This window comes from Alloactinosynnema sp. L-07 (assembly GCF_900070365.1).
GTDB lineage: Bacteria > Actinomycetota > Actinomycetes > Mycobacteriales > Pseudonocardiaceae > Actinokineospora.
This window is the reverse complement of the sequence record NZ_LN850107.1, coordinates 6,751,233-6,775,880: the sequence shown is the minus strand read 5'-3', so window position 1 is coordinate 6,775,880 and position 24,648 is coordinate 6,751,233. Positions and strand designations below refer to the sequence as shown.

27 protein-coding genes and 1 riboswitch are annotated in these 24,648 nt (G+C 70.1%); of the genes, 10 read left to right on the top strand and 17 right to left on the bottom strand.

What is annotated here, in order from left to right; all coding sequences use genetic code 11:
* The first annotated feature begins 127 nt into the window (after positions 1-127).
* Positions 128-1,102, top strand: coding sequence for a tryptophan--tRNA ligase (gene trpS / locus BN1701_RS31010; protein ID WP_054054706.1), 975 nt, complete (start codon positions 128-130; stop codon positions 1,100-1,102).
* 42 nt (positions 1,103-1,144) lie between these two features.
* Here the strand turns inward: trpS and BN1701_RS31005 are convergent, their stop codons facing one another.
* The 7 genes from BN1701_RS31005 to BN1701_RS30975 form a co-directional block, all read right to left on the bottom strand.
* The gene (locus tag BN1701_RS31005; RefSeq protein ID WP_157368309.1) at positions 1,145-1,759 is read right to left on the bottom strand and encodes a DUF3558 family protein; all 615 of its coding nucleotides are present in this window, start codon (positions 1,757-1,759) and stop codon (positions 1,145-1,147) included.
* A gap of 18 nt (positions 1,760-1,777) precedes the next feature.
* A complete protein-coding gene (locus BN1701_RS36625; RefSeq protein ID WP_231949765.1) occupies positions 1,778-2,389 on the bottom strand; it encodes a DUF3558 family protein in 612 nt (203 codons plus the stop codon).
* Positions 2,382-3,245 (bottom strand): hypothetical protein, encoded by an 864-nt coding sequence (locus tag BN1701_RS36620; protein WP_172803354.1) that lies wholly within the window; start codon positions 3,243-3,245, stop codon positions 2,382-2,384. The genes BN1701_RS36625 and BN1701_RS36620 overlap by 8 nt, the downstream gene beginning before the upstream one ends.
* Positions 3,246-3,389: 144 nt before the next feature.
* The gene (locus BN1701_RS30990; protein ID WP_054054698.1) at positions 3,390-3,680 is read right to left on the bottom strand and encodes a hypothetical protein; all 291 of its coding nucleotides are present in this window, start codon (positions 3,678-3,680) and stop codon (positions 3,390-3,392) included.
* Between the two features lie 90 nt (positions 3,681-3,770).
* Complete coding sequence (locus tag BN1701_RS30985; protein ID WP_157368308.1) at positions 3,771-4,781, bottom strand: polyprenyl synthetase family protein; 1,011 nt, start codon at positions 4,779-4,781, stop codon at positions 3,771-3,773.
* Entirely contained in the window at positions 4,778-5,779 is a 1,002-nt protein-coding gene (locus BN1701_RS30980; RefSeq protein WP_054054696.1) for a hypothetical protein, read from the bottom strand. The genes BN1701_RS30985 and BN1701_RS30980 overlap by 4 nt, the downstream gene beginning before the upstream one ends.
* On the bottom strand, positions 5,776-7,146 hold the full coding sequence (locus BN1701_RS30975) for a cytochrome P450 (protein WP_172803353.1): 1,371 nt from the start codon (positions 7,144-7,146) through the stop codon (positions 5,776-5,778). Before BN1701_RS30975 ends, BN1701_RS30980 begins: the two co-directional genes overlap by 4 nt.
* A 271-nt stretch (positions 7,147-7,417) precedes the next feature.
* Here BN1701_RS30975 and BN1701_RS30970 point away from each other — a divergent pair, with 271 nt between their 5' ends.
* From BN1701_RS30970 to BN1701_RS30955, 4 genes are read left to right on the top strand one after another with little or no spacing between them, the layout of a single operon-like run.
* Entirely contained in the window at positions 7,418-7,855 is a 438-nt protein-coding gene (locus tag BN1701_RS30970; protein WP_054054693.1) for a nuclear transport factor 2 family protein, read from the top strand.
* Between the two features lie 26 nt (positions 7,856-7,881).
* Complete coding sequence (locus tag BN1701_RS30965) at positions 7,882-8,712, top strand: cyclopropane-fatty-acyl-phospholipid synthase family protein (RefSeq protein ID WP_054054691.1); 831 nt, start codon at positions 7,882-7,884, stop codon at positions 8,710-8,712.
* Between the two features lie 13 nt (positions 8,713-8,725).
* On the top strand, positions 8,726-10,489 hold the full coding sequence (locus tag BN1701_RS30960) for a 1-deoxy-D-xylulose-5-phosphate synthase (RefSeq protein WP_054054689.1): 1,764 nt from the start codon (positions 8,726-8,728) through the stop codon (positions 10,487-10,489).
* On the top strand, positions 10,486-11,748 hold the full coding sequence (locus tag BN1701_RS30955) for a cytochrome P450 (protein WP_054054687.1): 1,263 nt from the start codon (positions 10,486-10,488) through the stop codon (positions 11,746-11,748). Before BN1701_RS30960 ends, BN1701_RS30955 begins: the two co-directional genes overlap by 4 nt.
* Here the strand turns inward: BN1701_RS30955 and BN1701_RS38375 are convergent.
* Genes BN1701_RS38375 through BN1701_RS30940 form a run of 3 tightly spaced genes read right to left on the bottom strand, consistent with a single transcriptional unit; the run spans position 11,741 to position 14,408 of the window.
* Positions 11,741-12,358, bottom strand: a complete 618-nt coding sequence (locus BN1701_RS38375; protein WP_082860169.1) for a (deoxy)nucleoside triphosphate pyrophosphohydrolase — start codon at positions 12,356-12,358, stop codon at positions 11,741-11,743. The two genes, BN1701_RS30955 and BN1701_RS38375, sit on opposite strands and share 8 nt — an antisense overlap.
* On the bottom strand, positions 12,355-13,686 hold the full coding sequence (locus BN1701_RS30945; RefSeq protein WP_231949764.1) for a cell wall metabolism sensor histidine kinase WalK: 1,332 nt from the start codon (positions 13,684-13,686) through the stop codon (positions 12,355-12,357). Before BN1701_RS30945 ends, BN1701_RS38375 begins: the two co-directional genes overlap by 4 nt.
* On the bottom strand, positions 13,683-14,408 hold the full coding sequence (locus BN1701_RS30940; RefSeq protein WP_172803352.1) for a response regulator transcription factor: 726 nt from the start codon (positions 14,406-14,408) through the stop codon (positions 13,683-13,685). Before BN1701_RS30940 ends, BN1701_RS30945 begins: the two co-directional genes overlap by 4 nt.
* Before the next feature lie 143 nt (positions 14,409-14,551).
* On the opposite strand from BN1701_RS30940, the gene BN1701_RS30935 reads away from it, so the two are divergent.
* From BN1701_RS30935 to BN1701_RS30925, 3 genes are all read left to right on the top strand, one after another.
* On the top strand, positions 14,552-15,628 hold the full coding sequence (locus BN1701_RS30935; RefSeq protein ID WP_054054683.1) for a sigma-E factor regulatory protein RseB domain-containing protein: 1,077 nt from the start codon (positions 14,552-14,554) through the stop codon (positions 15,626-15,628).
* 20 nt (positions 15,629-15,648) lie between these two features.
* Entirely contained in the window at positions 15,649-16,650 is a 1,002-nt protein-coding gene (locus BN1701_RS30930) for an ABC transporter ATP-binding protein (protein WP_054056278.1), read from the top strand.
* A 337-nt stretch (positions 16,651-16,987) separates the two neighbouring features.
* Positions 16,988-17,863 (top strand): ABC transporter permease, encoded by an 876-nt coding sequence (locus tag BN1701_RS30925; RefSeq protein WP_082860168.1) that lies wholly within the window; start codon positions 16,988-16,990, stop codon positions 17,861-17,863.
* Here the strand turns inward: BN1701_RS30925 and BN1701_RS30920 are convergent.
* The 3 genes from BN1701_RS30920 to BN1701_RS30910 form a co-directional block, all read right to left on the bottom strand.
* The gene (locus BN1701_RS30920) at positions 17,847-18,854 is read right to left on the bottom strand and encodes an ABC transporter ATP-binding protein (protein ID WP_054056276.1); all 1,008 of its coding nucleotides are present in this window, start codon (positions 18,852-18,854) and stop codon (positions 17,847-17,849) included. The two genes, BN1701_RS30925 and BN1701_RS30920, sit on opposite strands and share 17 nt — an antisense overlap.
* Positions 18,851-20,464 (bottom strand): ABC transporter permease, encoded by a 1,614-nt coding sequence (locus BN1701_RS30915; RefSeq protein ID WP_369800683.1) that lies wholly within the window; start codon positions 20,462-20,464, stop codon positions 18,851-18,853. The genes BN1701_RS30920 and BN1701_RS30915 overlap by 4 nt, the downstream gene beginning before the upstream one ends.
* Before the next feature lie 68 nt (positions 20,465-20,532).
* Positions 20,533-21,564, bottom strand: a complete 1,032-nt coding sequence (locus tag BN1701_RS30910; protein WP_054054681.1) for a thiamine ABC transporter substrate binding subunit — start codon at positions 21,562-21,564, stop codon at positions 20,533-20,535.
* A gap of 23 nt (positions 21,565-21,587) precedes the next feature.
* Positions 21,588-21,696: riboswitch (TPP riboswitch) on the bottom strand.
* Positions 21,697-21,730: 34 nt separating this feature from the next.
* Here BN1701_RS30910 and BN1701_RS30905 point away from each other — a divergent pair.
* Positions 21,731-22,039, top strand: a complete 309-nt coding sequence (locus BN1701_RS30905; protein ID WP_054054679.1) for a 4a-hydroxytetrahydrobiopterin dehydratase — start codon at positions 21,731-21,733, stop codon at positions 22,037-22,039.
* A 79-nt stretch (positions 22,040-22,118) separates the two neighbouring features.
* Positions 22,119-22,466: a tyrosinase family oxidase copper chaperone gene (locus tag BN1701_RS30900; RefSeq protein ID WP_054054676.1), complete on the top strand. Its 348-nt coding sequence runs from the start codon at positions 22,119-22,121 to the stop codon at positions 22,464-22,466.
* A gap of 49 nt (positions 22,467-22,515) precedes the next feature.
* Here BN1701_RS30900 and BN1701_RS30895 read toward each other — a convergent pair whose 3' ends face one another.
* The 4 genes from BN1701_RS30895 to BN1701_RS36155 all read right to left on the bottom strand — a co-directional run bounded on the left by BN1701_RS30895 (position 22,516) and on the right by BN1701_RS36155 (position 24,643).
* Positions 22,516-23,676: an alkaline phosphatase PhoX gene (locus BN1701_RS30895; protein ID WP_054054675.1), complete on the bottom strand. Its 1,161-nt coding sequence runs from the start codon at positions 23,674-23,676 to the stop codon at positions 22,516-22,518.
* 174 nt (positions 23,677-23,850) lie between these two features.
* Complete coding sequence (locus BN1701_RS30890; protein WP_054056274.1) at positions 23,851-24,273, bottom strand: type II toxin-antitoxin system death-on-curing family toxin; 423 nt, start codon at positions 24,271-24,273, stop codon at positions 23,851-23,853.
* Complete coding sequence (locus BN1701_RS30885; protein ID WP_054054673.1) at positions 24,273-24,476, bottom strand: CopG family transcriptional regulator; 204 nt, start codon at positions 24,474-24,476, stop codon at positions 24,273-24,275. The genes BN1701_RS30890 and BN1701_RS30885 overlap by 1 nt, the downstream gene beginning before the upstream one ends.
* A gap of 29 nt (positions 24,477-24,505) precedes the next feature.
* Positions 24,506-24,643, bottom strand: a complete 138-nt coding sequence (locus BN1701_RS36155) for a hypothetical protein (RefSeq protein WP_157368306.1) — start codon at positions 24,641-24,643, stop codon at positions 24,506-24,508.
* Between the last annotated feature and the right edge of the window lie 5 nt (positions 24,644-24,648).

Genomic DNA, 24,648 nt, shown 5'->3' with positions numbered 1-24,648 from the left:
TCAACGTGAACCTGTGGTGGACCGCCGACCGGCGGCCCTGACCCGTGCGTTGATTCAACGACGAGGCCGCCCGATCGGGCGGCCTTTTTCGGTCATCCGGTCGGGTGCGCACCCCGAGGAGACCTGGATGACCCGCCTGTCCGCCATCACCCCGTCCGGCCACGCCCACCTGGGCAACCACCTGGGCGCCATCCGCCGCTGGGCGAACCAGGGCCGCCCCGGCGACCTGTACTTCGTCAGCGACCTGCACGCGATGACGGTGTCCTACAACCCGGCCCGCCTGCGGGTGCTGTCACGCGAACTCCTCGCGGTCCTCGTCGCCGCCGGGATCGAGCCCGACCAGGTCTTCGTGCAGTCCGACCTGGTCCGCGAACTGGGCGCGCTGAGCTGGATCCTGGAGTGCGCTTGCTCCTACGGCGAGGCCGCCAGGATGACCCAGTTCAAACAGAAGTCGGGCACGGGCGAACCGGTCGGCACCGTCCGCCTCGGCCTGCTGACCTACCCGGTCCTGATGGCCGCCGACATCCTCCTCCAGGGCGCCGCCGAGGTCCCCGTCGGCGACGACCAGTCCCAACACGTCGAACTCGCCCGAACCCTGGCCCGCCGCTTCAACCAGACCTACGGCGAGGTCTTCACCGTCCCGACCGCGGTGATGCCGCCCACCGCGGCCCGCGTCCGCGACCTGGTCGACCCCAGCCGCAAGATGTCGAAGTCCACACAGGACTCAGTGGGCGTCGTGTTCATCCTCGACACCGCGGACCTGATCCACCGCAAGATCAAGCGAGCCGTCACCGACAGTGTGGAGAGGATGGAGTACCGGCCGACCGAACAGCCCGGCCTGGCCAACCTGCTGGAGATCCTGTCCGCCTGCACGGACGTCGCACCCGCCGACTTGGCGACCCAGTACCCGACCTATGGAGCCCTGAAGTCGGCGACGGCGGAGGCGGTGGTCGAGGAGTTGCGTCCGATCCGAGAGGGTGCCCAGTCGTTGCTCGCGGATCCGGCCGAACTCGACCGAATCCGCAAGGCAGGCGCCCACCGAGCCACCGAACGCGGCGCCCACCGGCTGTCATCGGCGCTGCGGTTGGCCGGGGTGGCCTGAGGCAAAGGTGGGCGGACGCGGGGTCCGCCCACCTTTTGTCGCCTACGACGTCGGATAGGCGCCCGGATGCCTGATCACGCTTTCGATCTCGAAGGCCGCCTGGCCCGGATGCTCGCAGCGTTCCTTGGGACCTTCGTGTGTGTAGGGCCGCTGCTGAGTGCGAGTCACTTTCACGCCCTGGGTGTTCGAGAACGCGATGACGTACGTGCAACTGGTGTCGTTCTCCACAAGATAAGCGGCAGGAAAGTGGCGAGTACCGGTCGGCTCGAACATGACCGCGCGCTTGGACGCGTTCTCGTAGGTGTCGCGGAGGATGTCGAAGTCCGGGTACGCGACGACTTCGAAACCGGTGGTCTCGTCACCCTGTCCTGGGGCCGACCATGCGCACCCGTGCCCGGGTCCGCTCTGGAACGGCTTCCCCTTGATTTCCTGGTCGATGCCGAAGTCCTCGAGCGCCCACACCGGAATCAGGAAGCACGGGCGTTTCCACAGATCACCAAGACTGATCGGCTTCTCGACTGTGGGAACCACCAACGATGTAGATGTAGTCGTGGGCGCGGTCGATGCCGGCACCGAAGGCCGCTCAGACGGTTCCTTCACACAGCCCGCAGTGACACCGAGCGCCAATACGAGACACACCGTCAATGCCCTAGACATCACGTCCACCACGTTCCCCTACGCGGGCGGTGGAACGGCGTCCGGGCTGCGGATGACGCCGACAGCGGCCAGCATCGCCGAGTGGCCCACCGCGCACCGAGTCCGCGGCCCGTCGCCCTCCAGCGGGCGAGATCGGGTGAGCGTCACCTTGATCCCCTGACTCTCCGACAGTCCGACGACGAACGAACACGCTCCTGCCCGTGGCTCGAAGTACGCCACCGGCAGATTGGCGTCCACCCGCCCCACGGGCTGGAATCCAGGAAGGCTCGCGCCATAGGCGGCCACCAGCGGGCTCCGATCGGCGTACGTGACGACCTCAAGGCTGACCGTGCCCTTGTCCGCGGACGATTCAGCCGTCCAACCGCAGGCAGGCGCTCCATCAGCCTGCAGTGGCTTGCCCTTGGTGTCCCACCCGAATCCCTGGTCGGCCAAGGCCCAGTCCCTGATCAACCCGCACGGATCCTTCCACCAGGTGCCCAGGCTAACCGCCTCCCGAACCGTGGGCGGGGCCTGTGGTGCGGTCACCGCCGCCGATGGCGTGGTGGGGACCGGCGTTGGAGAGTCGATGGGATCGCCTGAGCAACCACTCACCACGACGGCGGCCAGAGCCACCAGTGCTCGCCTACGCATCTTCAACCTCATCCCGGCCGTTGAGTGCCAACGCGATCGGCCCATCGGACCGAAAGCCTGACTTACCCTTCTCAGCCACGTACTTGGTCCGTTCGGCGGCGACATCGCGGGAGAACCCGTCCTCCCGATCCTGGTGAAAGAATCGCTCATACCGAAAGTCGGGGCTGTCCACGTCGGTCGAGGAAGGCAGTGGTTCATACATAGGCACGGATTCGGCCGTGATCTCGTCGCACTGGGCCTGAACAAACTTCCTGATTGTCTCGATCTCACCCAAGTTGGATTCAGCGAGCCGCTGATAGGCGCGTTCATACGACTGCCAGACGTCCGAACCGGTGTCACCACCGAGATCAGCGGTGATCTCCTCGGCGGCCGCACCGGTCAACGCCCCCATCGCCCCGATACCCGCTGCGAGGACAGTCCCGCCGGTGGCCGCCCCCGCGACCGCGGCGAGGATCCCCGCGGCGACCTTCATCCGCACGGCGCGCCGCCGTTCGTCGTCGTCCAGTCGGTACTGCCGGGAAACCTCGATCCATTCCTCGACCAAGGACTTCCAGCTTTCCCGCGCCAGGACCGCGAGTTTGTACGCCGACGCGTAGCCGATCAGCAGTTGGTCCAGGTGACGGCGCTGACCGTCGAGGAATCCTCTGATGTTCGAGAGGTGCACACCGAAAGCCTCCGCGGCCGGACCATCCCACTCCGACAGCGATGCCCCGATCTCGCCGAGAAGTCCTTCGATCGTCGTATTGTGGTGCTCGCCCCCGGCGACCACAAAGCTGTTGAACGCGTCCCAGATCTTGGGTGGGGACAACACCAGATAGTCGGTGATCTCGATCCACACCTTGGTGTCGATGTCCATCGGCGAACCCGGGAAACCGGACAGATCACAATCCGGATCCATCATCTCGTGGGTGAGCAGCGCGGCGTACTCGGACCGCAGGCGATAGATCAGGTCGGCGATCAGGTTGTCGTCCGGCCACTGACTTTGCTCAGTCATCCGCGGTCACTGCCCGTCGGCGCGCTTGTAGAGATTCGCGATGTCGTGAACGGCCTCACCGGTCGCCTCGATCACCGTGCACGCCCGCTTCAGCCGCTCCTTCAGCACGTCGTTGAGCCCGTAGAACGCGGCCTCGACACCGGGGAAGTGACTCGGCGGGGTCACGCCGTCGAACTTGTTGTGCGCGGCGAGCTGGAGTTGGATCTGGTCGCCGAGAGCGGGCAGGGTCCGATCAGCCACGCCCGCGAGTTGGTCCAGGTCGGTGCGGAAGTTCCGGTCGAGCCGGTCGTCTGGCATGTCTCCCCCAAGGTTGGTGAACCCGTCGAGGAGTATGACGCAGCCGAATACGCTTCGGAGCCGGTTGGTCACGCAAACGCGTAGAACTACCTAGTGGTCTCGGATCGCCAGGGCGGTGGTGAGGGTGCGCAGGTCGCGGCGGGCGGACGGGTCCAGGTCGAGGCCGGCCAGTTCCGCCCACGCCAACTCGGTTCGGCGGTCGATCTCCGCCCGTACCCACTCGCGGGCGCCCGTCCGCTCGATCAGCCCGGTGACCCGCGCGACCTCCCGCGCGTCCCAGTCGCCGGGGCGGGCGTAGAGCTGGGCCAGTCCCATGTCAGCCGCCAGCGCCGCGACCACAGGCGCGCTCTTCTTGCGCGAAAGCAGGTCCGCGCCGACAGGTTTGCCGGTCACCGCCGGATCGCCCCAGATGCCCAGGAGGTCGTCCACCAGCTGAAACGCGACCCCGAGGTGAGTTCCCCACCGATCGAACCGTTCGACCCACTCGGCCGGGGCACCCGCGGAAGCGGCACCAAGCGCGCAGGCGCAACCCAGCAGCACTCCCGTCTTTCCGGTCAGCATCGCCAAGCACTCCGATGGGCTCACCGACCGCCGGGTCTCGAAGTCGAGGTCGCTGTCCTGGCCCAGTGCCAACAGACGCAGCGTCCGGGCCAAAGGAGTGACCGACGAACCCGTCTCGGCGAGAACCTCGAACCCCAGGGCGATGAGCGCGTCCCCGGCCAGGATCGCCAGGGGGACGCCGTAGTGGGCCCAGACGGTCGGGCGGCCGCGGCGGGTGCGGTCGCCGTCCATGATGTCGTCGTGCACCAGGGAGGCGTTGTGCAGCAGTTCGATCGCGACGGCGGCCGGGACCGCGGCGCGGGGGGCGCCGCCCGCGGCGACGGCGCTCAGGAGTGTGAACGCGGGCCGCAGGAGCTTGCCGCCGACGGTCGCCGTGTGCCTGCCGTGTTCGTCGCGGATACCCAGTTGGTAGCCACAGACCTCGGTGAGCCTGCCGCCGAGTCGGTCGATCGCGGCGACCAGCGCGGGTGTGGTCAGGTGCCGGGCCATCGCGACGCCGGGGTGGGTGCCGAGCGCGGGTGCGGCGGCTGGGACGGTCATCGGGTCTCCCCCGTCCCGATCGACTCGACCAGCCCGCGCTCCAGGTAGTCGGTGGCGGCGTCGCGGTAGCGGCGGGTGGTGGCCGACCAGTCGAGGTTGCCGCGCATCCAGGACCGCATTCCGTCGAGGTACGCGCGCACGTCGGCCGTCGGCCAAGCCCGCTCGGCGAGCCGCTCCAGGCGAAGGAACTCCAGGACCCGGTCGCTGGTGCGCTCGGTCGCGACCGCCGCCGCCTCAGCCATGTCCAGGCCGCGTTCGTGGGCGGTCACCGAGACGAGGTTGTGGTACTCCCCCATCGAGGTCTCCTTGTCCAGCGAGTACAGGTCGTTGACCCAGCCCACGACATCGCACGCGGCGCGCAGTGCCGCCGCGAACGGTTCGCTGTCGTAGACCTCGGCGGGTATGTCGATCCGTTCGGCCAGCTCGATCAGGTCCATGCAGACATAGACCGCCCCGGTGTGCGGCCGCTTGTCCACATAGGACTCGACCGCCGGAACGACTCCTCCGCAACGGTTATCCGATTCCCACCGCGCCGCCAGGCCGCCCGCGATGACATGGTCCACGAACCTGCGCCGCCAAGTGTCCGACGCGCTTTCCGCGCTGCGGCGCCAAAGGTCGGCGAGCGCGGTGATGATCGTCGGGGCACCGGGAGTGGGTGGAAGGCCGTTGAGCACACCGAACATCTCGCCCATGAACTCGGCCGTGCGCTCCGGGTCACGGCCCAGCAGCCCGTCGTCGAGCTGGTCGTCGAGCAGGAACAGCCAGGCGAACCAGTCGGCGACCAGTGCCAGGGTGTCGGCGTCGGCGGTCGGGTAGGTCACCGCGGCGAACCAGCCGAAGTCCGCCTGCGCGAAGCGCTCCCGTGCCCGGGGGCGCACCACCAGCCCCTGCTCGGCCACCCACCGGTCGAGCTGGGCGATCGCCGTGGCGGCGTGCGGGTTGACCCGCGGCGCGATCGCCTCGAACACCGACCACAGCCGGGCCTGCTCCCGGGTCACCGCCGGTCCATCCGCAGGTGCACGCCGCCCTTGGGGTGCAGCGTGATCAGCGGCTCGACCTGGACGTCGCGCAGCCGCTCCGGGATCACGACCCGGTAGGCCTGGGTGATCATGGCCAGGATGATGACCAGCTCGGTCAGCGCGAAGTGCTTGCCGATGCAGTTGCGGGGACCGCTGGCGAACGGGATGTAGGCGTGCCGCGGCCGTTTGGCGACCTCGGCGGGCAGGAACCGGTCCGGGTCGAAGGTGTCCGGGTCGGTCCAGTAGTCGCGGTGGCGGTGCAGGGTGAACATGTTGAGGTACAGGTCGGCCTTGGCCGGGATGCGGTAGCCGCGGATCTCGTCCTCCTCGACCGAGGACCGCATCGTCTGCCACGCGGGGGTGTAGAGCCGCAGCGTCTCGTCGACGACCTGGCGGGTGTAGGTCAGCTTCAGCACGTCGTCGAACCCGGGCACCCGGCCGCCGAGCACCGAGTCGACCTCGGCGTGCAGCTTCGCCTGTACCTCCGGGTGCTGGCCGACCATGTACATCAGCCACGACACGGTGTTGCTGGTTGTCTCGTACCCGCCGATGATCAGGTTGAGGACCTCGCGGTGCAACTGCAACGGGGACATCCCGGTGCCGTCGTGGTCGACGGCGTTGAGCAGCGCGTTGAGCAGGTCGTGGTGCTGCTCGTCGCTGTCGACGCGGCTGTCGATGACGTCGGTGACATAGCCGTCCATCGTCCTGATGATCTTCTTCAGCCGCAGGTGTCCCGGAGTGGGCCAGTTGATCGGCGGGAACGGGAAGCGGAAGAAGCCGCCGACGATCTGGTTGGCCTCCAGGAACATGTCCTCAATGGACTTGCCGCGGTCGCCGATGTCGGCGCCGAACAGCGAGCGGAACACGATCCGCATCGCCAGCTGTCCGAGTTCGGTGCTGACGTTGACCACGTCGCCCGGCTGGTACTTGGTGTCCCACTGCCGCAGCATGCGGGAGGTCTCCTCGGTCATGTTCTCGGCGAAGCCCGCGACCTGCGGCCGGTGGAACGAGGGCTGCATGATCCGCCGCTGCCGCCGCCACGGCTCGCCGCCGACGTTGCCGATGAGCCCGCCGCGCAGGATCGGCTCCACCGCGCGGAAGAGGAAGGTGTTCTTGGTGTAGTTCTCGTGGTTGCGCACGAGGATGTGCTCGAAGAAGTCGGGATGGTTGACCATCGCCATCTTGATGCCCAGCACCCGCACCCAGGCGATGTCGCCGTACTCCTGGATCACCTTGTAGAGAAAGCCGACCTGGTCCTTGCGGATCGAGTGCACGCCGACGATCTGGTCCACCACACTGAGGTTCGGGATCCGGCGCGGTCTGCGGATGGTGGGCACGCCACTCACCACTCGACGCTGGGGGTTCTGGCTACTGTGGACGGTGCCGCTCGTCATGGTTCGACCAGCCTTCCTGTCATGTGGCCGCTATCGAGCGTGACCGTGCAAGTTGCGGGCAAGCATCTCCATTCGTGCTACCTCCGCAGGTCCAGAACCGAATATGCGTTCCGCATGATGCGGAAGGACATCCTCACTGTCCGCGCATGCCCGGTTCCGTTGTCCACGGCCACCCGACGGTGGGACGGTGATCGCCACGAGCCGACACCACACGGGAGCCGTGATGACGACGAACACTTCCGTTGCCCACGAACGACTTCTCTACCGTCTGTTCGACACCTTCAACAGCTACGACGTCGAGGCGTTCGCCGCGTGCTATGCCGAGGACGCCGTCATGCACGACGTCGCGATCGGCAAAACGTTCACCGGCCGCGCTGAGATCGCGGAGTTCCTGCGGGTCTGGCTGGCCGCCAGCCCGGACTCGCACATCGAGATCGGCGAGCCGATCGTCGCGGGCGACCGGGCGTCGGTGACCTGGACCGGCACCGGCACGCTGACCGGCGACTTCGCCCATATCCCCGGCGCCATCCACGGGAGCACGGTCAATCAGCGCGCGGTCAGCGTCATGCGCTTCGACGCCCACGGCCTGATCACCGAGCACTTCGACTACTACGACATGTTCGGCCTGCTGCGCCAGATGGGGATCATCCCGGCCGAGTGAGTCCCGCCCACGATCGAGGAGCCTTCATGCAGACCGAACTGACCACCGCGGATGTCGGCCGCTTCTTCGATGAGAAGGGCGACATGCTCGCCGAGCTGATGGGCGGCAACATCCACTTCGCCTACTGGACCGGCGATGACGACGACAGCGGCTTCGCCGAGGCGACCGACCGGCTCACCGACCACATGATCGAGCTGCTCGACGCCCGCCCCGGCGAGCGGGTACTCGACCTGGGCTGCGGCCGGGGACGGCCCGCGGTCCGGCTGGCACGGGCGGTGCCGGATCTGCGGATCGTCGGGATCTCGGTCAGTACCAAGGACATCGCCGCCGCGACCGAGCTGGCGGCCGCGGCGGGCGTGGCCGACCGGGTCCGGTTCGAGTTCGCCGACGCGATGGCGCTGCCGTTCGCCGCTGGCTCGTTCGACGCGGTGTGGGCGGTGGAGTCGCTGCTGCACATGCCTGACCGGCGGACGGTCCTGCGCGGGATCGCCGACGTGCTGCGTCCGGGCGGGCGGCTGGCGCTGTGCGATGTCTCAGCCACCGAACCGGACACCGAGGCGGGCCGGGCGGCGCTGGCCGAGACACTCAAGGGCTGGATGGTCCACTCGCTGACCGACCTCGACGGCTACCGGGAGCTGATCGCCGACGCGGGCCTGCGGGTCACCGGGGCGATCGACGTCAGCCACCGCACCCGCTACTCCAAGGCCAAGGTCACCGAGCTGCTGGCCAGGTCCGTGGCCGACTCCGGGCTCAGCTTCGCCGAGATCGACCTGCCGCCCGAGGTGTGGGACCAGGCGTTCGCGGTGTTCGAGCAGATGGGCTACCTGATCGTCACCGCTGAGCGACCCGCGGTCTGAGGGCGGTGACACGGTGCCCGACAACGGGATTCTCGATCGGATCGGCTCCCCGGCCGACCTGCGCGCGCTGCCCGCCGCCGAGCTGCCGGAGCTGGCCGCGCGGATCCGGCGGGTCCTGGTCGACCGGGTTCACCGCACCGGCGGGCACCTCGGCTCCAACCTCGGCGTGGTCGAGCTGACCATCGCCCTGCACCGCGTGTTCGACTCGCCGCGCGACGCGCTGGTCTTCGACACCGGGCATCAGTCCTATGTGCACAAGATGCTCACCGGCAGGCTCGCCGGGTTCGACACCTTGCGCAAGGCGGGTGGGCTCGCGGGGTACCCGGCCCGCGCGGAGTCGCCGCACGACCTGGTGGAGAACTCGCACGCGTCCACCGCTCTGTCCTATGCGGACGGTCTGGCCCGCGCGGGCCGGGCCGGGCGCGTGGTCGCGGTGGTCGGCGACGGCGCGCTCACCGGGGGCATGTCCTGGGAGGCGCTGAACAACCTGGGCACGGCGGGCAGGCCGGTCGTCGTGGTGCTCAACGACAACGGCCGCTCCTACGCGCCGACCGTGGGCGGGGTGGCGGCACATCTGTCGGCGCTGCGCGGCGGTGACAGCGCCGACAACGTGTTCCGCGCGCTGGGCCTGGACTATCTGGGCCCCGTCGACGGACACGACCTCGCCGCCACCGAACGTGCGCTGCGGGTGGCGGGTGAGTCGGACCGGCCAGTCGTGGTGCACGTGGTGACCGCCAAGGGCCGCGGCTACCCGCCCGCCGAGGCCCACGACGATGACCACTTCCACGCCGTCGGCACCTTCGACCCGGCCACCGGGAAGGCCGCCGCCGTTGGCCAGACCTGGACGTCGGTGTTCGCCGACGAGATCACCGAGATCGGCGCGCGGCGCCCGGACGTGGTGTGCCTGACCGCGGCGATGCTCCGCCCGACCGGCCTGCACCGGTTCGCCGAGCGGTTCCCCGACCGCGTCTTCGATGTGGGGATCGCCGAGCAGCACGCGGTCACCTGCGCGGCCGGGCTGGCCATGGGCGGGCGGCACCCGGTGGTCGCGGTGTACGCCACGTTCCTCAACCGCGCCTTCGACCAACTGCTCATGGACGTCGCGCTGCACCGGCTGCCGGTGACGTTCGTGCTGGACCGGGCCGGGATCACCGGGCCGGACGGGCCCAGCCACCACGGCATGTGGGACGCGTCGGTGCTCCCGGTGGTGCCCGGCCTGCGGCTGGCCGCGCCGCGCGACCCGAAGCGGCTGCGGGAACTGCTGAACGAGGCCATCTCGATCGACGACGGTCCCACGGTCGTGCGCTATCCGAAGTCGGCGACGGGACCCGACATCCCAGCGGAGCGCAGGATCGGCGGCGCGGACGTGCTGCGGGACGGGGCCGACGTGCTGCTCGTCGCGGTGGGGCCGATGGCGCTGGCGTGCCTGTCGGCCGCGGTCGTCCTCGACCGGCACGGCGTGTCGGCCACCGTGGTCGACCCGCGCTGGACGGTGCCGCTTTCCGACGACCTCGTGGCGCTGGCGGGCGGACACCAAGTGGTGGTGGTCGTCGAGGACACCGTCGCCACCGGCTCGCTGGGGTGCAGGCTCGCCGCGGCGCTGGCGGGCACGGACACGCGCGTCGCGACCGTCGCCCTGCCGTCGCGGTTCCTGCCCCACGCCGAACGCGGCGAACTGCTGCGCGCCGCGGGCCTGACCGCGGACGGGATCGCGGCGAGAGTTCTGGACCTGTGCGCCCGGTACCGCCGGGCCGACCTGACGGAGGTGACCGGATGACCACTGTTGACGAGACCACCGGCGACGCGGGCGCGGTATGTCCCATGTCCGGACGGATCGACCTCGACGCGCTCGGCGCGGGCTTCCGGCACAACCCGCACCCTCTGCTGGCCGACGTGCGCGAGAGCGAGTCCGTGCGGCGCGTGGTGTTCCATGGCATGAACGCGTGGATCGTTACCCGATACGAGGACGTGAAGGCCGCCCAGGTCGACCCGCGGTTCTCGGCCGACCTGAACAACGCCCCGGCCGAGGTGCGGGCGCTGCCGTGGGTGGCGGGCCCGGAGGCCCTGGGCATCGCGGCGAGCCTGGCCAACCTCGACCCACCCGACCACACCCGCCTGCGCCGCATGGTCAACGGCGCCTTCACGACCCGCCGCATCGACGCCCTGCGTCCCCACGCGAGGGCGGTCGCCGAAAGCGTCATCGCCGACCTGCTGCCCCGCGGCCGGGTCGACATCATGGCCGACTTCGCGGTGCCGTTCGCCAGCCAGGTGATCATGGCCCTGATCGGCGTCACCCACCGCGACAGCGCCGAGTTCCACCACCAGGCCTCCGCCCTGGTCTCCACCGACCCGGCCGACGCCGCCCGCCTCCCGCAAGCGCTTGCGTGGCTGCAGGCCTATATCGTCGAACTCCTCGCCGCCAAGCGCGCCAACCCCGAGGACGACCTGATCGGCGGACTCCTGCGGGCCGACGAGGACGGCGACCACCTCGCCGATGGCGAACTCCGGGCGCTGACCCTGCTGCTGCTCCTCGCGGGCTTCGAGGCCACGTCGAGCCTCATCGGCAGCGGCCTGCTCGCCCTGCTCACCAACCCCGACCAACTGGCCGCCCTGCGCGCCGACCCAACCCTGATGCCGGGCGCGGTGGAGGAGATGCTGCGCTTCGACGGCCCGTCGCTGATGTCGCTGATGAAGTTCGCCATGGCGGACATCGAGGTCGACGGCGTCACGATCAGCCGCGGCGACCCGGTCTTCCTGTCCCTGTCGACCGCCAACCGCGACCCCCGCCGCTTCACCGCCCCGGAGTCGTTCGACGTCACCCGCGCTGAGGGCTCCCACATGGGCTTCGGCCACGGCATCCACCGCTGCCTTGGCGCCCCACTGGCCCGAATGGCGACCCAGTCGGCTTTTACTGTCCTCTTGGAACGGTGTGCGGACATCCGGCTCGCGGTGCCCGCGGCGGACCTCGTCTACCGGACTTCACCTGCACTGCGCGGGCTTCAACACCTGCCGGTCATCCTCACCGCGACTACCTAGTCCGGAGAAAGGTCCGCACCGCCGCGAGCAGCACACGATCAGCGGGCAGCCACTCGACCGTGTGCAGCGTGCCCTCGGTCAGCCAAGCCAGGGCCTGGTGATCGTGTGGATGCGGCTCCCCCGAGTCCAGCGTCGCCCCGTAGACCCGAAGTACCAGGTCGTCGCGCAGGACGACGTCCGGGCCGATCACGTCCAGCGGAGTCACCTCCACGCCCAGTTCCTCCAAGCATTCCCGGCGCACAGCGTCCACATCGGACTCGTCGGGTTCGACTCGGCCGCCGGGCAGCTCCCACAGTCCCGCTGTGGCGGCCGGATACGCCCGCTGTTGGGCCAGCAGCCTGCCATCCCGAACGATGGCGGCGCCCACGACGACCTTCGCCTCGGCCAACTCGGCGGCGCGGGCGACGGCACGGTCCAGGGCGTTTGTCCAAGCCCGCTGGGAAAGTGACGGGCCGCCGATGTGGGCGAGCCGCACGCCGTCGACGCCGAGGGCGGTGATTCGTTGGCGGGAGCGGCCTACCCGGATCTCGTCGCCGACCCCGACCAGGCCGGGCCGCGACGGGTCGAGCACGCGCTCGTCCCCCAGTGCCGCCGACAGCGCGCGGCTCATCGGGCGACCCGCCAGACCACCTGGAACCGGGCCCCGCCCTCCGGCGAATCGCTCACCCGCACCGCGCCGCCTCGGCGTCGGACGACCTCGGCGACCAGTGCCAGGCCCAGTCCCGTTCCCCCGCTGCTGCGCGCCCGGTCGTCCTGGATTCGGTAGAACCGGTCGAACACGCGCGCACGGTGTTCCTCGGCTATGCCATGGCCGTCGTCGTCCACTACCAAGCGAACTGTCTTGCTCGACGCCATGACCGTGACCGTCACCCGGGCTCGGGCGTGGCGGACGGCGTTGCGGAGCAGGTTGTCCAGCACCAAGTCCACTTCGGACGGTGCGGCGAAGGCCCAGCACGGCGCGGGGGGCAGGTGGACCTGGATGGTCGGGCCGCTGTCCTGGCAGCGGCCGACCGCGTCCTTCGTGGCGATCACCAGGTCGATGGCCTCGGCGGCGGGCACCTCGCCCGCGTCCGCGCGGGCCAGCGCCAGCAGGCCGTCGACCAGCGCGGACAGCCGTTCGGACTCGCGCACGACGTCGGCGAGGACCTCCTGGGACAGGTCCGGGTCCGGGTGGGTCACCGCGACCTCGGCCTGCACGCGGATCGAGGCGACCGGCGACCGCAGTTCGTGGGCGGCGTCGCCGGTGAAGCGGCGCAGGCGGTCAGTGGCCTCGTCGCGGCGGGCGAGCAGGGCGTTGAGGGCGCCTGCCAGCGAGCGGAGTTCGTCGTGCGCCTCCGGCAGCGGCAGCCTGCGCCCGGTGGTGAGCCGTCCCGCGGCGACCCGCATCCGCTCGACCGGCCGCAGCGACGACCGCACGGCCAGCCAGGTCGAGCCCGCCACGGCCACCGCGACCAGCAGCGCGGCGATCACCAGCCAGTTCAGCGCCTCCCCGTGGGCGGCGGCGTAGCCGACGATGCCGGTGCCGGTCACCACCAGCCGCTGCGTCCCGTCCGGCGCGCTGACCACGGTGCCCAACCAGCGCGCGGGCGGCGCGTCCTGCGCGCGCAGGACCGGCGTGCCCGCCTTGAGCACGCGGATGTCCTGCGGCCCGAGGTCGATCGCCCCGCCACCGTCGACCGGCTCGCCCGCCGTGTCGAGCACCCGGACCTGGATGTTCGGCGACGGCGCGAAGGGCGCCAGCCCGGCCCGGACCCGCTCGGTGGCCGCGTCCAGCGACGCGGACAGCTCGGCGTCGGCCGAGCGGACCAGCAGCGGCCCGATCATCCCGCTGCTGACGACGGCCATGCCGATCAGCACCGCCAGCGTCACGACCGTGGTGACCGTGGTGACCCGGAACCGCATGGTGCGCCGCAGCCACAGCGCGCGCAGCCTTCTCACCGCGGCCGGGTGCCCGCGGGGTCGAGCACCTCGTCGATCTCGGTCGTGGACGCCAGGTAGCCGTGGCCGCGGACCGTGCGCACGATGCCGTCGGCGCCCGCGGCGTCGAGTTTGCGGCGCAGGTATCCGACGTAGACCTCGACGGCGTTGCGGGTGGCGGCCTGTTCGTCGCCCCAGACCGCGCGCAGCAGGTCGTCCTTGGTGACCACCGCGCCCGCCCGGCCCGCCAGCACGTCCAGCACCGCGAACTCGCGCGGGCTCAGCGACACCAACTCGCCCCGGAACCGGACCTCGCGCATCCCCCGGTCGACCACGAGGTCGCCCAACCGCACCTTGTTGCGGCCCGACCCCTCCTCGGCGGTCCGCCGCAGCACGGCCCGGACCTGGGCGACCAGCACCACGAAGGAGAACGGCTTGACCAGGTAGCCGTCGGCGCCGAGGTCGAGCCCGTCGGCCTGGTCGACCTCGCCGTCCTTGGCCGAGACCAGCAGGACCGGCGTACTGACACCCTCTTTGCGCAGGTGTTCCAGCACCCGGTAGCCGGAGAGGCCGGGCAGCATGATGTCGAGCAGGATGACGTCGAAAGTCCCGGTCAGCGCGATCCGCAGGGCGCTGGGGCCGTCGGCGGCCACCACCACGTCCATGCCTTCCGCGGTGAGCCCGCGCTGCAGCGCCCGGCGCACACCGAGTTCGTCGTCGACCACCAGCACGCGAGGTTTCACCCTGCCATCATGGCCGCCCGAGCCCGATTCGCGCGGTCACTCTCAGCGCGTTCTCAGCGTGGGTCGCGCTCTCAGCGCCATCTCAGCTCGGCGGGTGCACTCTCAGTGGTGCGGGAACGTGAACCCGAACAGGGGAGTAGAGCATGAACAGGAAACGGACGGCACTGACCGTCGCGGCGGCTGGAACGGCCACCGGCGTGGTCGGGCTGGTCCTGCTGGCGACGCCCGCGGGGGCGGGCACGGCGCCGCCCGCGCTGCCCGACATCACCGCGGAGGCGCTGGTCCAGTCGGTCCTGACCAGCCAGATCCCGGCGATGTCCGGCGCGGTCGAGTTCAGCAGCGACCTCGGCATCCCGATCCCGGGCCTGCCGACGACCGGCGCGAGCGGCGAAGCCGCCCACGTCTACACCGACGGCCAGGGCCGGGCGCGGCTGTCGATCGACAACGGCGACGCCGAGCGCACCGTGGTCCGCGACGGCAGCACGACCTGGATCTGGAACTCGGCCGACCGCACCGTGACCAAGCTCGCCGACGGTGAGCACGAGAAGAAGGGCGCCGAGACGCTGGCCGACCCGGCCACCGCCGCGCGCGAGTTCGTCGGCCTGATGGGCAAGGACAGCACGGTCACCGTCGACGGCACCGCCCGTGTCGCCGACCGGCCGGTCTACCAGCTGGTCCTCACCCCGAAGCCGACCGAGCGCACGCTGCTGCGCGAGGTCCGCATCGCGGTCGACTCCGAAACGCGGCTCCCGCTGCGGCTCGAAGTGCTGGCCAACGGCCAGGCCACGCCCGCGGTGAAGATCGGCTTCACCGAGTTCAGCACCGGCGCGCAGGACCCGGGCCTCTTCCAGTACGCCCCGCCCGCCGGGGTGAAGGTCGTGGAGGAGAAGGCGGGCGACCACAAGCCGTCGAAGGCCGAGCAGGACGACATGTTCGCCCAGTTCGACCCGAAGACCGTCGGCGAGGGCTGGGACACCGTGCTCGTAGGCAAGATCCCGGCCGAGGCGCTGCAGTCGAAGGCGCCGAACCCGCGCGGCGGCGGCGGCGAAATGGACGCCACGACCTTCCTCAAGCAGATCGGCAAGGAGGTCTCGGGTCCGTTTGGCACCGGGTACGTCATCTCCACCAAGGTCGGCACCGCGCTGGTGACGACGGACGGCCGCGCCGCACTTGGCGCCGTGCCGCAGCAGGTGCTCATCGACGCGCTGGGACAGAAGTGACCGGCGGTTCCGAGCTTGGGATGGTCGCGGCCGACGCCGCGGCCATCCCGCTCGCCGCCCGGACGCGCGGATTGCGCAAGGTCTACCGCGGCACGGTCGCGGTAGACAATGTCGATCTGGACGTCCCGATGGGCGCGGTGTTGGGGATGCTCGGCCCCAACGGCTCCGGCAAGACCACCACCATCCGGATGCTGCTCGGCCTGGTCATGCCCACCGCGGGCGAGGTCGAACTGCTCGGCCACACCCTCCCCGACGGCGCGGCGCTCGCGCTGCCCGAGGTTGGCGCGCTGGTCGAGAGCCCCGGCTTCCACTCGTTCCTCTCCGGCCGCGAGAACCTGCTGCGCATGGCCGCTGTGGAACCGCACCTGGGCACCAACCGCATCGCCACGGCGGTCTCCGAGTCACTGGAGCGCGTCGGCCTGGCAGGTGCCGCCAACCGCCGTTACCGGGGCTACTCGCTCGGCATGAAGCAGCGCCTCGGCCTGGCCGCCGCCCTGCTGGTCCCCCGCCGCTTCGTCATCCTCGACGAACCGACGAACGGTCTCGACCCGGCAGGCACCCGCGAGGTCCGCGCCGTGATCGCCGACCTGCACGCCGCCGGGACCACCGTCCTGGTCTCCTCCCACCTACTCTCCGAGGTCGAGGCGACCTGCACCCACGTAGCGGTGCTCAACCAGGGCACCGTCGTGGCCCAGGGCGAACTCGCCGACCTGCTCGACTCGGGCAACGCGGGCCTGCTCGTCACCACCCCGGACATCACCCGAGCCGTGGACGCCCTACGCGACAACCGAATCCCAGCCCGCGCCGTCCCCGACGGCGTCCGCGCCGACCTCACCGCCACGACACCACCAGTGGTCGTCGAGACGCTGGTCCAGGCCGGAGTCCCGATCTACGAAGTCCGCAGGGACCGCACCGGCCTGGAAGACCTCTTCGCCCGCCTGACCGAAAACGGCGCAGGATCCCAAGACCCCGACAACGACCTCGCCGAATTCGAGTTCCCCATCGCAGAGGAAGCCCGATGACGGCAACCCTCACCCACAGGGCGCAGATCAGGCCCCACACCCACCCGGCGTGGCCAAACTCCCCCACAGCAAAGCCGCACCCCGCACCAGAGCAGCATCGGGTGAAGCTCGGCGATCCCGCTGTGTCTGGGGGGACGACGGCCCCTAAGCTGCCTGGCGTGTGGGGTGCCTTTCCGCCCACGCTTTTTCCCCACAGGGGCCGTCGTAGGGGCCCCAGGCACAGCGTGATCGCCCAGCTTCACCCGATGGTGCGCACGCTCCCCAAGCACTACCAAAGCGCGGCTCCACTCAACCAAGCCCACAGCGCAAGCGAGTCGCAGACCACGGAGGCCACCTCATGACCGCCATCACCGCCGACCTGGGCACCGGCGAGATCCAGCGGCCCCAAGCCCGCAAGGCCCCCCTGATCCGCCTGCTCCGCTCCGAACTACGCATGATCCTGCGCCGACCCCGCACCCTGATCATGATCGGCCTACTGGCCCTAGTCCCCGTCATCGCAGGCATCGGCATAGCCATCGCCGCAGACGGAGAAAGCGGCGACCCAGTAGGCGACGGCATCGCCGCGCTCGTCGACGGCAACGGCCTACTGCTCCCCGTCTTCGCCCTCATCCTCGCCCTCAACATGCTCCTCCCCCTGACCGGCGCCATGCTCGCCGCCGACGCCCTCGCAGGCGAAACGGCCAGCGGGACACTCCGATCACTACTGCTCGCCCCGGTAAGCAGGACGCGCGTACTCGCCGTCAAGGCGTTCGGCGTGGCCACCGTCTCGCTCCTGGTAGTCCTGCTGATGGCGGTCACAGGCACGATCGCGGGCGTGATCCTGCTCGGCGGCGACGGCATGCTGACCATGTCGGGCACTTCCCTGCCCGTCATCGACGCCCTCGGCCGGATCCTGCTGACCGTGCTGCTGGTGACGGTGCAGGTCTGGGCGCTGGCCGCGATCGCGCTGGCCGTGTCGGCGTGGACCGAGCACCCGCTGATCGTCGTCGTGGTGTCCCTCGGCGTGGTCATCCTGTCGGGTGTGCTCAGCGCGATCCCGGCGCTGGACTGGCTCGACCCGGTCCTGATGACCACGAGCTGGGAGAGCATCCCGGAGGTCATCCGCGACCCGCTGCCCACCGGCACCCTGTTGGAGGGCGTGCTGCGGGCGGGCTGCTATATCGTGATCGGCTACTCCCTGGCGCTGTCGCGGATGCTCAGCCGCGACGGCTGAGCACGGCGATCCCGTCGGGGTCGAGGACAAGCCGGACCGTGTCCCCCACGTCCGGCGCGTCCGCGATTCCGGCGACGGCGTTCACCTGGCGGGCCGGGGTATCGACCAGGAGGCGCACATGGTCGCGGCGGTGCACGCGGGCCGCGACGGTGCCCTCGGTCGGCCCCTCCCCCACCCGCAGCGCCGAGGGCCGCAGCCCGACGCGGGCGGGCCCCTCGGGTGCCCACGGCACGGCCGCGATGCCGAACCCGCAGGTCAGGACCCCCGCGTCGACCTCGCCATCGACGACCAGCTCGCAGCCGAGGAACCTCGCGGTCTCCTCGTCGGCGGGCTCACGCCACACCTGATCCGGCCGTCCTGTTTGGACGATCCGGCCCGCGCGCATGACCGCGACCCGGTCGGCGAGGGTGAACGCCTCGTCGTGGTCGTGGGTGACGACGATCGCGGTACTCCCCTCGATCCGCAGCACTCGGGCCAGATCCATGGCCAATTGCTCGCGCAGTACGCGGTCCAGCGCCGACAGCGGCTCATCGAGCAGCAGCAGCCGGGGCCGCGGGGCCAGCGCCCTGGCCAGCGCGACCCGCTGCTGCTCGCCGCCGGACAACTCGGTCACCCGCCGCCGTTCGCAGCCTGCCAGGCCGACCAGTTCCAGCAGCTCGGCGACTCGGCCCGGCTCGTGATCACCCCGCATGCGCAGGCCGAAGGCGACGTTGGCGGCCACGTCGCGGTGCGGGAACAGCTGGCCGTCCTGGAAGACCAGGCCGAAGCCGCGCCGGTGCACCGGGACGCCTGCCAGGTCCGCGTCGTCCCAGGTGACCTTGCCGAACGACATCGGCTCCAGCCCGGCGATGGCCCGCAGCAACGTGGACTTGCCGCAGCCTGAGGGCCCCAACAGCGCGACCACTTCACCGTCGTCCACCTCGATGTCCACATCGGACACCGCGAGCAGTGCTCCATAGTGGACGTCCACACCCTCGACCCGCAGCATCAGAATTCCCCCACCGACTGGACCCGCAGGCGTTCGACCAGCAGCACCGCCGCGACGGTCACCACCATCAGCAGCGTGCACGCCGCGTAGGCCATCTGGTTGTTCAACTCCCCTGGACGCGAGATCAGGCGCCCGATCACCACCGGCAGTGTCGCGGTGTCGGGGCGGGCCAGGAAACTCGTCGCGCCGAACTCGCCAAGGGCGACCACGAAGCCGAACGCCGCCGCCGCGAGCAGGGACCGGCCCGCGAGCGGGATGTCGATCTCACGCCAGACCCGCCACGGGCTCGCGCCGAGCGACGCGGCGGCCTGCCGCAGCCGCTGGTCGATCGAGCGCAGCACCGGGAGCAGCATGCGGATCACCAGCGGTGTCACCACAAGCGCCTGGGCCAGCGGCACCAGCGCGGATGACGTGCGCAGATCGCCGGGCAGGGCGTCAAGGGTGATCAGGTAGCCGAACCCGACGGTCACCGCCGACACGCCCAGCGGCACCATCAGCGCGGTGTCGAGCGTGTCGACCACCGCGGGCCGCGCCCGGCCGCGGCTCAGCGACACGAGCACGACCGCCGCGGTGACGCCAAGTCCCAGCGCCAGCAGTGTGGCGTCGAACGCGGCGCTCAGCGAATTCACAGCGGCATCGATGCCGGAGACCTGCAGAGAACCGCGGAACCCGGTGCCGGACAACGCGCGGTATCCGTCCAAGCCCCAACCATCCTCAGTGGACACTGAGCGCAGGACCAACGCGAGAATGGGAACCAGCAGGGCCGCCACCACCGCGTAGGCGCCCGCGACCACCCCCCACTCACGGCCCCGTGGCCGACGGGCGGTCTCGGTTCGCGGGCGTAGCGTCATCGCCGTCTCCCGGCGCCGCCGCGCCACGGCCGCGAGGACCAGCACCGCGACCACGGCGGTCACCTGGATCAGCGACAGCGCCGCCGCACCGGACAGATCGAGCAATTCGACCGTGCGCAGGTAGATCTCGGTCTCCAGCGTTCGGTAGCGGGCCCCACCCAGCAGCAGGACGACACCGAAACTGGTGGCACAGAAGAGAAAGACCACCGCCGCCGACGAGCCGATCGCAGGCCGCAGCGCGGGCAGGGTCACCGAGACGAACGCCCGCAGCGGCGAGGCGCCCAGCGACCGGGCCGCGTCCTCGGCCCGGCGGTCGAGGTGCGCCCAAAGGCCCGACACGGTGCGGGCGACGACGGCGACGTTGAAGAAGGCGTTCGCCAGCACGATCGCGAGCACGCCGCCGTCTGGCAGCAGCGACCGGAAAGCCAATCCCACCACCACTGTCGGCAGCACGAACGGCACCAGGATCACCGCGCGGACCACCGCCATCCCCGGCAGCGCGCAGCGGGCAAGCAGGAATGCCACCGGCAGCGCGGCGATGACCGCGACCAGCGTCGACGCCGCGGCCTGGGCCAGGGTGAACAGCACCAGCGACCAGGTGTCGGCCGCGGCCAGAACCCGGCCGACACCGCCGGAGGACAGACCCCGCTGGACGATCGCGGCCACCGGCCACAGGAAGAAGACCGCCAGGAACCCCAACGGCACCAACGCCGCGAGCAGCGCTCCCGTGCCCTGGGGTGGACGGCGGGCGGCCGCGCCGATGCCGCGGGGTCCGGTCGCCTCCCGCGACTGGCGGCGGGCTGGTGCCCGCCGCCGGGTCGACCGCGGACTCAGCCCCGGACGGCCGTGCGCCACTGCTCGATCCACCGCTCCCGGTTCGCCTGGATGTCGGCGGCGGCCATCGTCGCCGGGCTCTGCGGCGCGGGCGCGGCCGCCCACGCCGCGGGCAGCGCCACGCCGTCGCGGGCCGGGTAGACATACATCTTCTCGGGCACCTTGGCCTGGAAGGACTCCGAGAGCAGCAGGTCGAGCACCTTGCGCGCGCCGTCGGTGTTCTTCGCCCCGGCCAGCACGCCCGCGTACTCGACCTGGCGGAAGCAGGTGTCCAGCAGCGCCGCCGTGCGCGGTTTGCCCGCCTCGTCGACCTCAGCCGACGGCGACGACGCGTACGAGACCACCAGCGGCCGCGGGCCCTTGCCGGACGAGCCGGAGAACTCCTGGGTGTAGGCCTCCTCCCAGCCCGCCACGACCTTCACGCCGTTGGCCTTGAGCCGGTTCCAGTAGCCGACCCAGTCCTTCTGGCCGTACTGCGCCACGGTGGCCAGCAGGAACGCCAGCCCCGGCGAACTGGTCGCCGGATCCTCCACGACCAGCAGGTCCTTGAACTTGGGGTCGGCAAGGTCCTCGAACGTGGCGGGCGCGGTAAGCCCGCGCGCGGTGAGCCCGGCCGGGTCGACGTTGACGCACACGTCGCCGGTGTCGACCGCGGTCAGCCTGCCGGTGTCGTCGATGGCGAACCGCTGCGGACCCTTGTCGGCCTCGGGGCTGCGGTACTCGGCGAAGACACCCTCGGTGAGCGCGCGGGAGGCGAAGGTGTTGTCCACCCCGAAGGCGATGTCGCCGAGCGGGCTGGACTTGGTGAGCACCAGCTGGTTGGTCAGCGCGCCGGCGTCGCCGCTCTTGCGCACCTCGATGGTGATGCCGGTGTCGGTCTTGAACTTGTCGAACACGGCCTGGTCGAACTCGAACGAGTCGTGGGTGACCAGGACGACCTTGCCGTCACCGCCCGACTCCTCAGAGCCGAACAACGAACAGCTCGCGGTCATGAGAACCGCGGCCGCGATGGCGACGAACTTGCGCATGGATCGTTCCTCCTCGGGGCGTGGACGCACCACGAGGACCTTCCTGCGCCGGCATGACCCGGATCAGGTGCGGACGGTCGAGGGCACGCCCCTCCTCTCAGCCCGCCTAGGCGGACTCCCGTGGCGTGACGAGCGTACGCCTGGCCGAGCGGCCAGTATTGGGGTCATGCCTGAACTGCTCAGTGACAAGGACATCGGCGTCGCGCTCGGCACGCTGCCGGACTGGAAGCTCAAGGACGGCGCCCTGGTGCGGGTCGTCGAGTTCGACGGGTTCCCGCAGGCCATCCAGGTCGTCAACCGGATCGCCGAGATCGCGGAGAACGACAACCACCACCCCGACATCGACATCCGGTGGCGCACCCTGACCTTCCGGTGCAGCACCCACTCCGCGGGCGGCGTCACCGCCTTGGACGTGACCATGGCCGAGGAGATCGACGGCGTGGTCGACACGGTGCGGGGGCCGGACGGACGCTGACGCGGGCGCGGGCGCCGACCGTCTGGTACATATGGAATCAGGTGATCACCTTCCCTGCGACTCACCTGAAAGGCACACCATGCGCACTCTCCTCGCGGGTGCCGCGCTGGCCGTTGCGGCTTGCGCGCTCACCCCGGCGGCCGCCATGGCCGCACCCCAGACGGCCACCTGCACGCCGTCGTTCTTCGCCGAGCGGTACGAGGGCAAGACGATCCACATCATCGACCGCTGCCAGTCCGAGCCGGGCTGGGTCCGCTACACCGTCTTCATCAACGGGCGCGAGCTCGGCGTCGACAAGCTCGAAGGCGACATGGGCTACCTCAGTGTCATCAACGCCTACGACGTCACGCCCACCCTGAAGGACACCGCGCGGAACGCGGTGGACACGCTGGGACCGGACGGCGAACTGGCGCCGTTCAGGCCGTAATCCGAGTCAGGCGCGGCGCCCGTCCGGACGGGCGCCGCGCCTGGTTCACTCAGCTCCGGAACGGACCGGTGACCTCATAGGTGATGCCGCCGCTGCTGCTGCCCGACGTGCCACGCTGCGACGAGAAGTACAGGCGCTGACCGTTCGGGGTGAACGCCGGGCCGGTGATCTCCGAGCTGGACTGCCCGGTCACCCGCAGGAACACCGCGACGATGTCGTCCGGCGTGATGAGGCAGATCTCCAGGTTGCCGCCGTCCTCGGCGACGTACAGGTCACCGCTGCCCGCCCGGGTGATGTTGTCGACACCGGTCAGCGGAGCGCCGCCGCCGACCACGAGCGAGTCGTCGTAGGCCAGTTCGATGGTCGAGGTGTTCGCGTCGTACGCCCACACCCGGTTGTCGCCCTTGGTGGTGAACCAGCAGGTCCCAGCCGCGTACACGCAGCCCTCGCCGCCGTTGAACCGCTTGGCGCCGGAGACCTGGTTGCGGGTGGCGGTGGGGCTGCCGTCGGGGTCAGGCACGACGCCCCAGGTGACCGAGCCGCTGGTCTGGGAGTTGGTGCCCTTCATGACCTCCAGGGTGCCGCTGGTCAGGTTGCCCCAGGTGGTCGGCCGGAACCGGTAGAAACAGCCGTCGCTGGTGTCCTCGGTCATGTAGATGTAGCCGTGGTCGGCGTCGGCCGCGCAGGCCTCGTGCTTGAACCGACCCATGGCCGGGCGCGACACGGCCGGGTTGACACCCCACGGGTCGGTCTCGTAGACCCGCCCGAGCGACACCTCCTCACACGACAGCCACGTGTTCCACGGCGTCGCGCCGCCCGCGCAGTTGACGTTGGTGTTCGACAGCGTGCGGTAGGCGCCGGTGATCGTGCCGCTGGAGTTGAACTTGACCGCGCCGACACCGCCGGTGCTGGACACCTCGCTGTTGGACACATAGATCCAGCCGGTGCCGTCGGCGAACACCGCGCCGCCGTCCGGAGCCGGGTGCCACGGGTAGCTGGTGCCCGTGACCAGCTGTCCCGATCGGGCGATCACCCGACTGGTGAATCCGGAGGGGAGCATGATCCCGTTGGCGTCCGCGGCCTGCAGCGGTCCATACGGGCCAGGGCCGGGCTGAGCCGGGGCGGCGAAGGCGGGGGCCCAGGCGGCGCCACCGAAAGCGGTGGCAGCTCCGCCGATCACAGCGGCCCGGAGGAAGTTACGACGTTCCACGGTCTGACTCCGATCGTGTCACAGTTCGTGTTCACACGGTGTCCGTGCGTGTCGCACCGTACGGGGGTCGGGTGAAAGTCAGACAAACGAACGGCGTAGGACGCACGAACGCCCGGCAAGCCGCAGCTCACCGGACGCCCATCACGAAAATGATTCACCTGACGAATGGGTTGACTATTCGACCGTCCCGTCGAGACGGAATTCGCCCGAACCCCTCGGCGCCGCGACCTCGGGCCGAGCCCACCCGCCCAGCACGCCCGCGGCCGTCCGATAGTCGACAGTCCCCGTGGACACGCCGATGACGAGGTCGTAGGCATCGTCTTCCGGCGCATCCAGATCGACGCCATTCAGGCCGTAGCAAACAAACGTCGCCATCCAGGCCAGACGCTTGTTCCCGTCGATCAGCGGATGGTTGCGCGCGATGGACTCCAGCAGCACCGCCGCCTTCTCGTCCAGTGTGGGGTAGGCGTCCTGACCCATCAAAGAGGACTGTGGGCGATGCGCGGCCGAGTCAAGAAGACCGAGATCACGAACGTTGGGGACTCCAAGATCCACTGTCAGCGTCAGCAGATCATCGAGGGTCAGATATTCGACGATCACTGGGCAAGTCGATCGAGGAGCGACGCGTAGCGCTCGCGTCCCTCCCGCGACAACGCACACACCCGCTTGTCACGAACTCTACGAGCGGCGGACTCGGTGATCGCGCGGACAGCGGCTTCGTGCTTGCTGACGCCTTGAGCCTCCGCGAGCAGCGCCAACGCACGCTCCTGCTCCTCGGTCAACCGCAGTGTCATCGCCATACAGCGATGCTACCAAAGTGGTAGCAAGATCACTGGCCCGCGTGGGCGCCGAGCAGGTCGGCGACCTTCAACGCGATGTCGAGACGCTCGGAGGCTTGAAGGCGACGCCAACCCGTACCGGTCAGCCCAACGAGTGACTGGACGATGGCCGTTTCGAGAACTAGCATGTTTC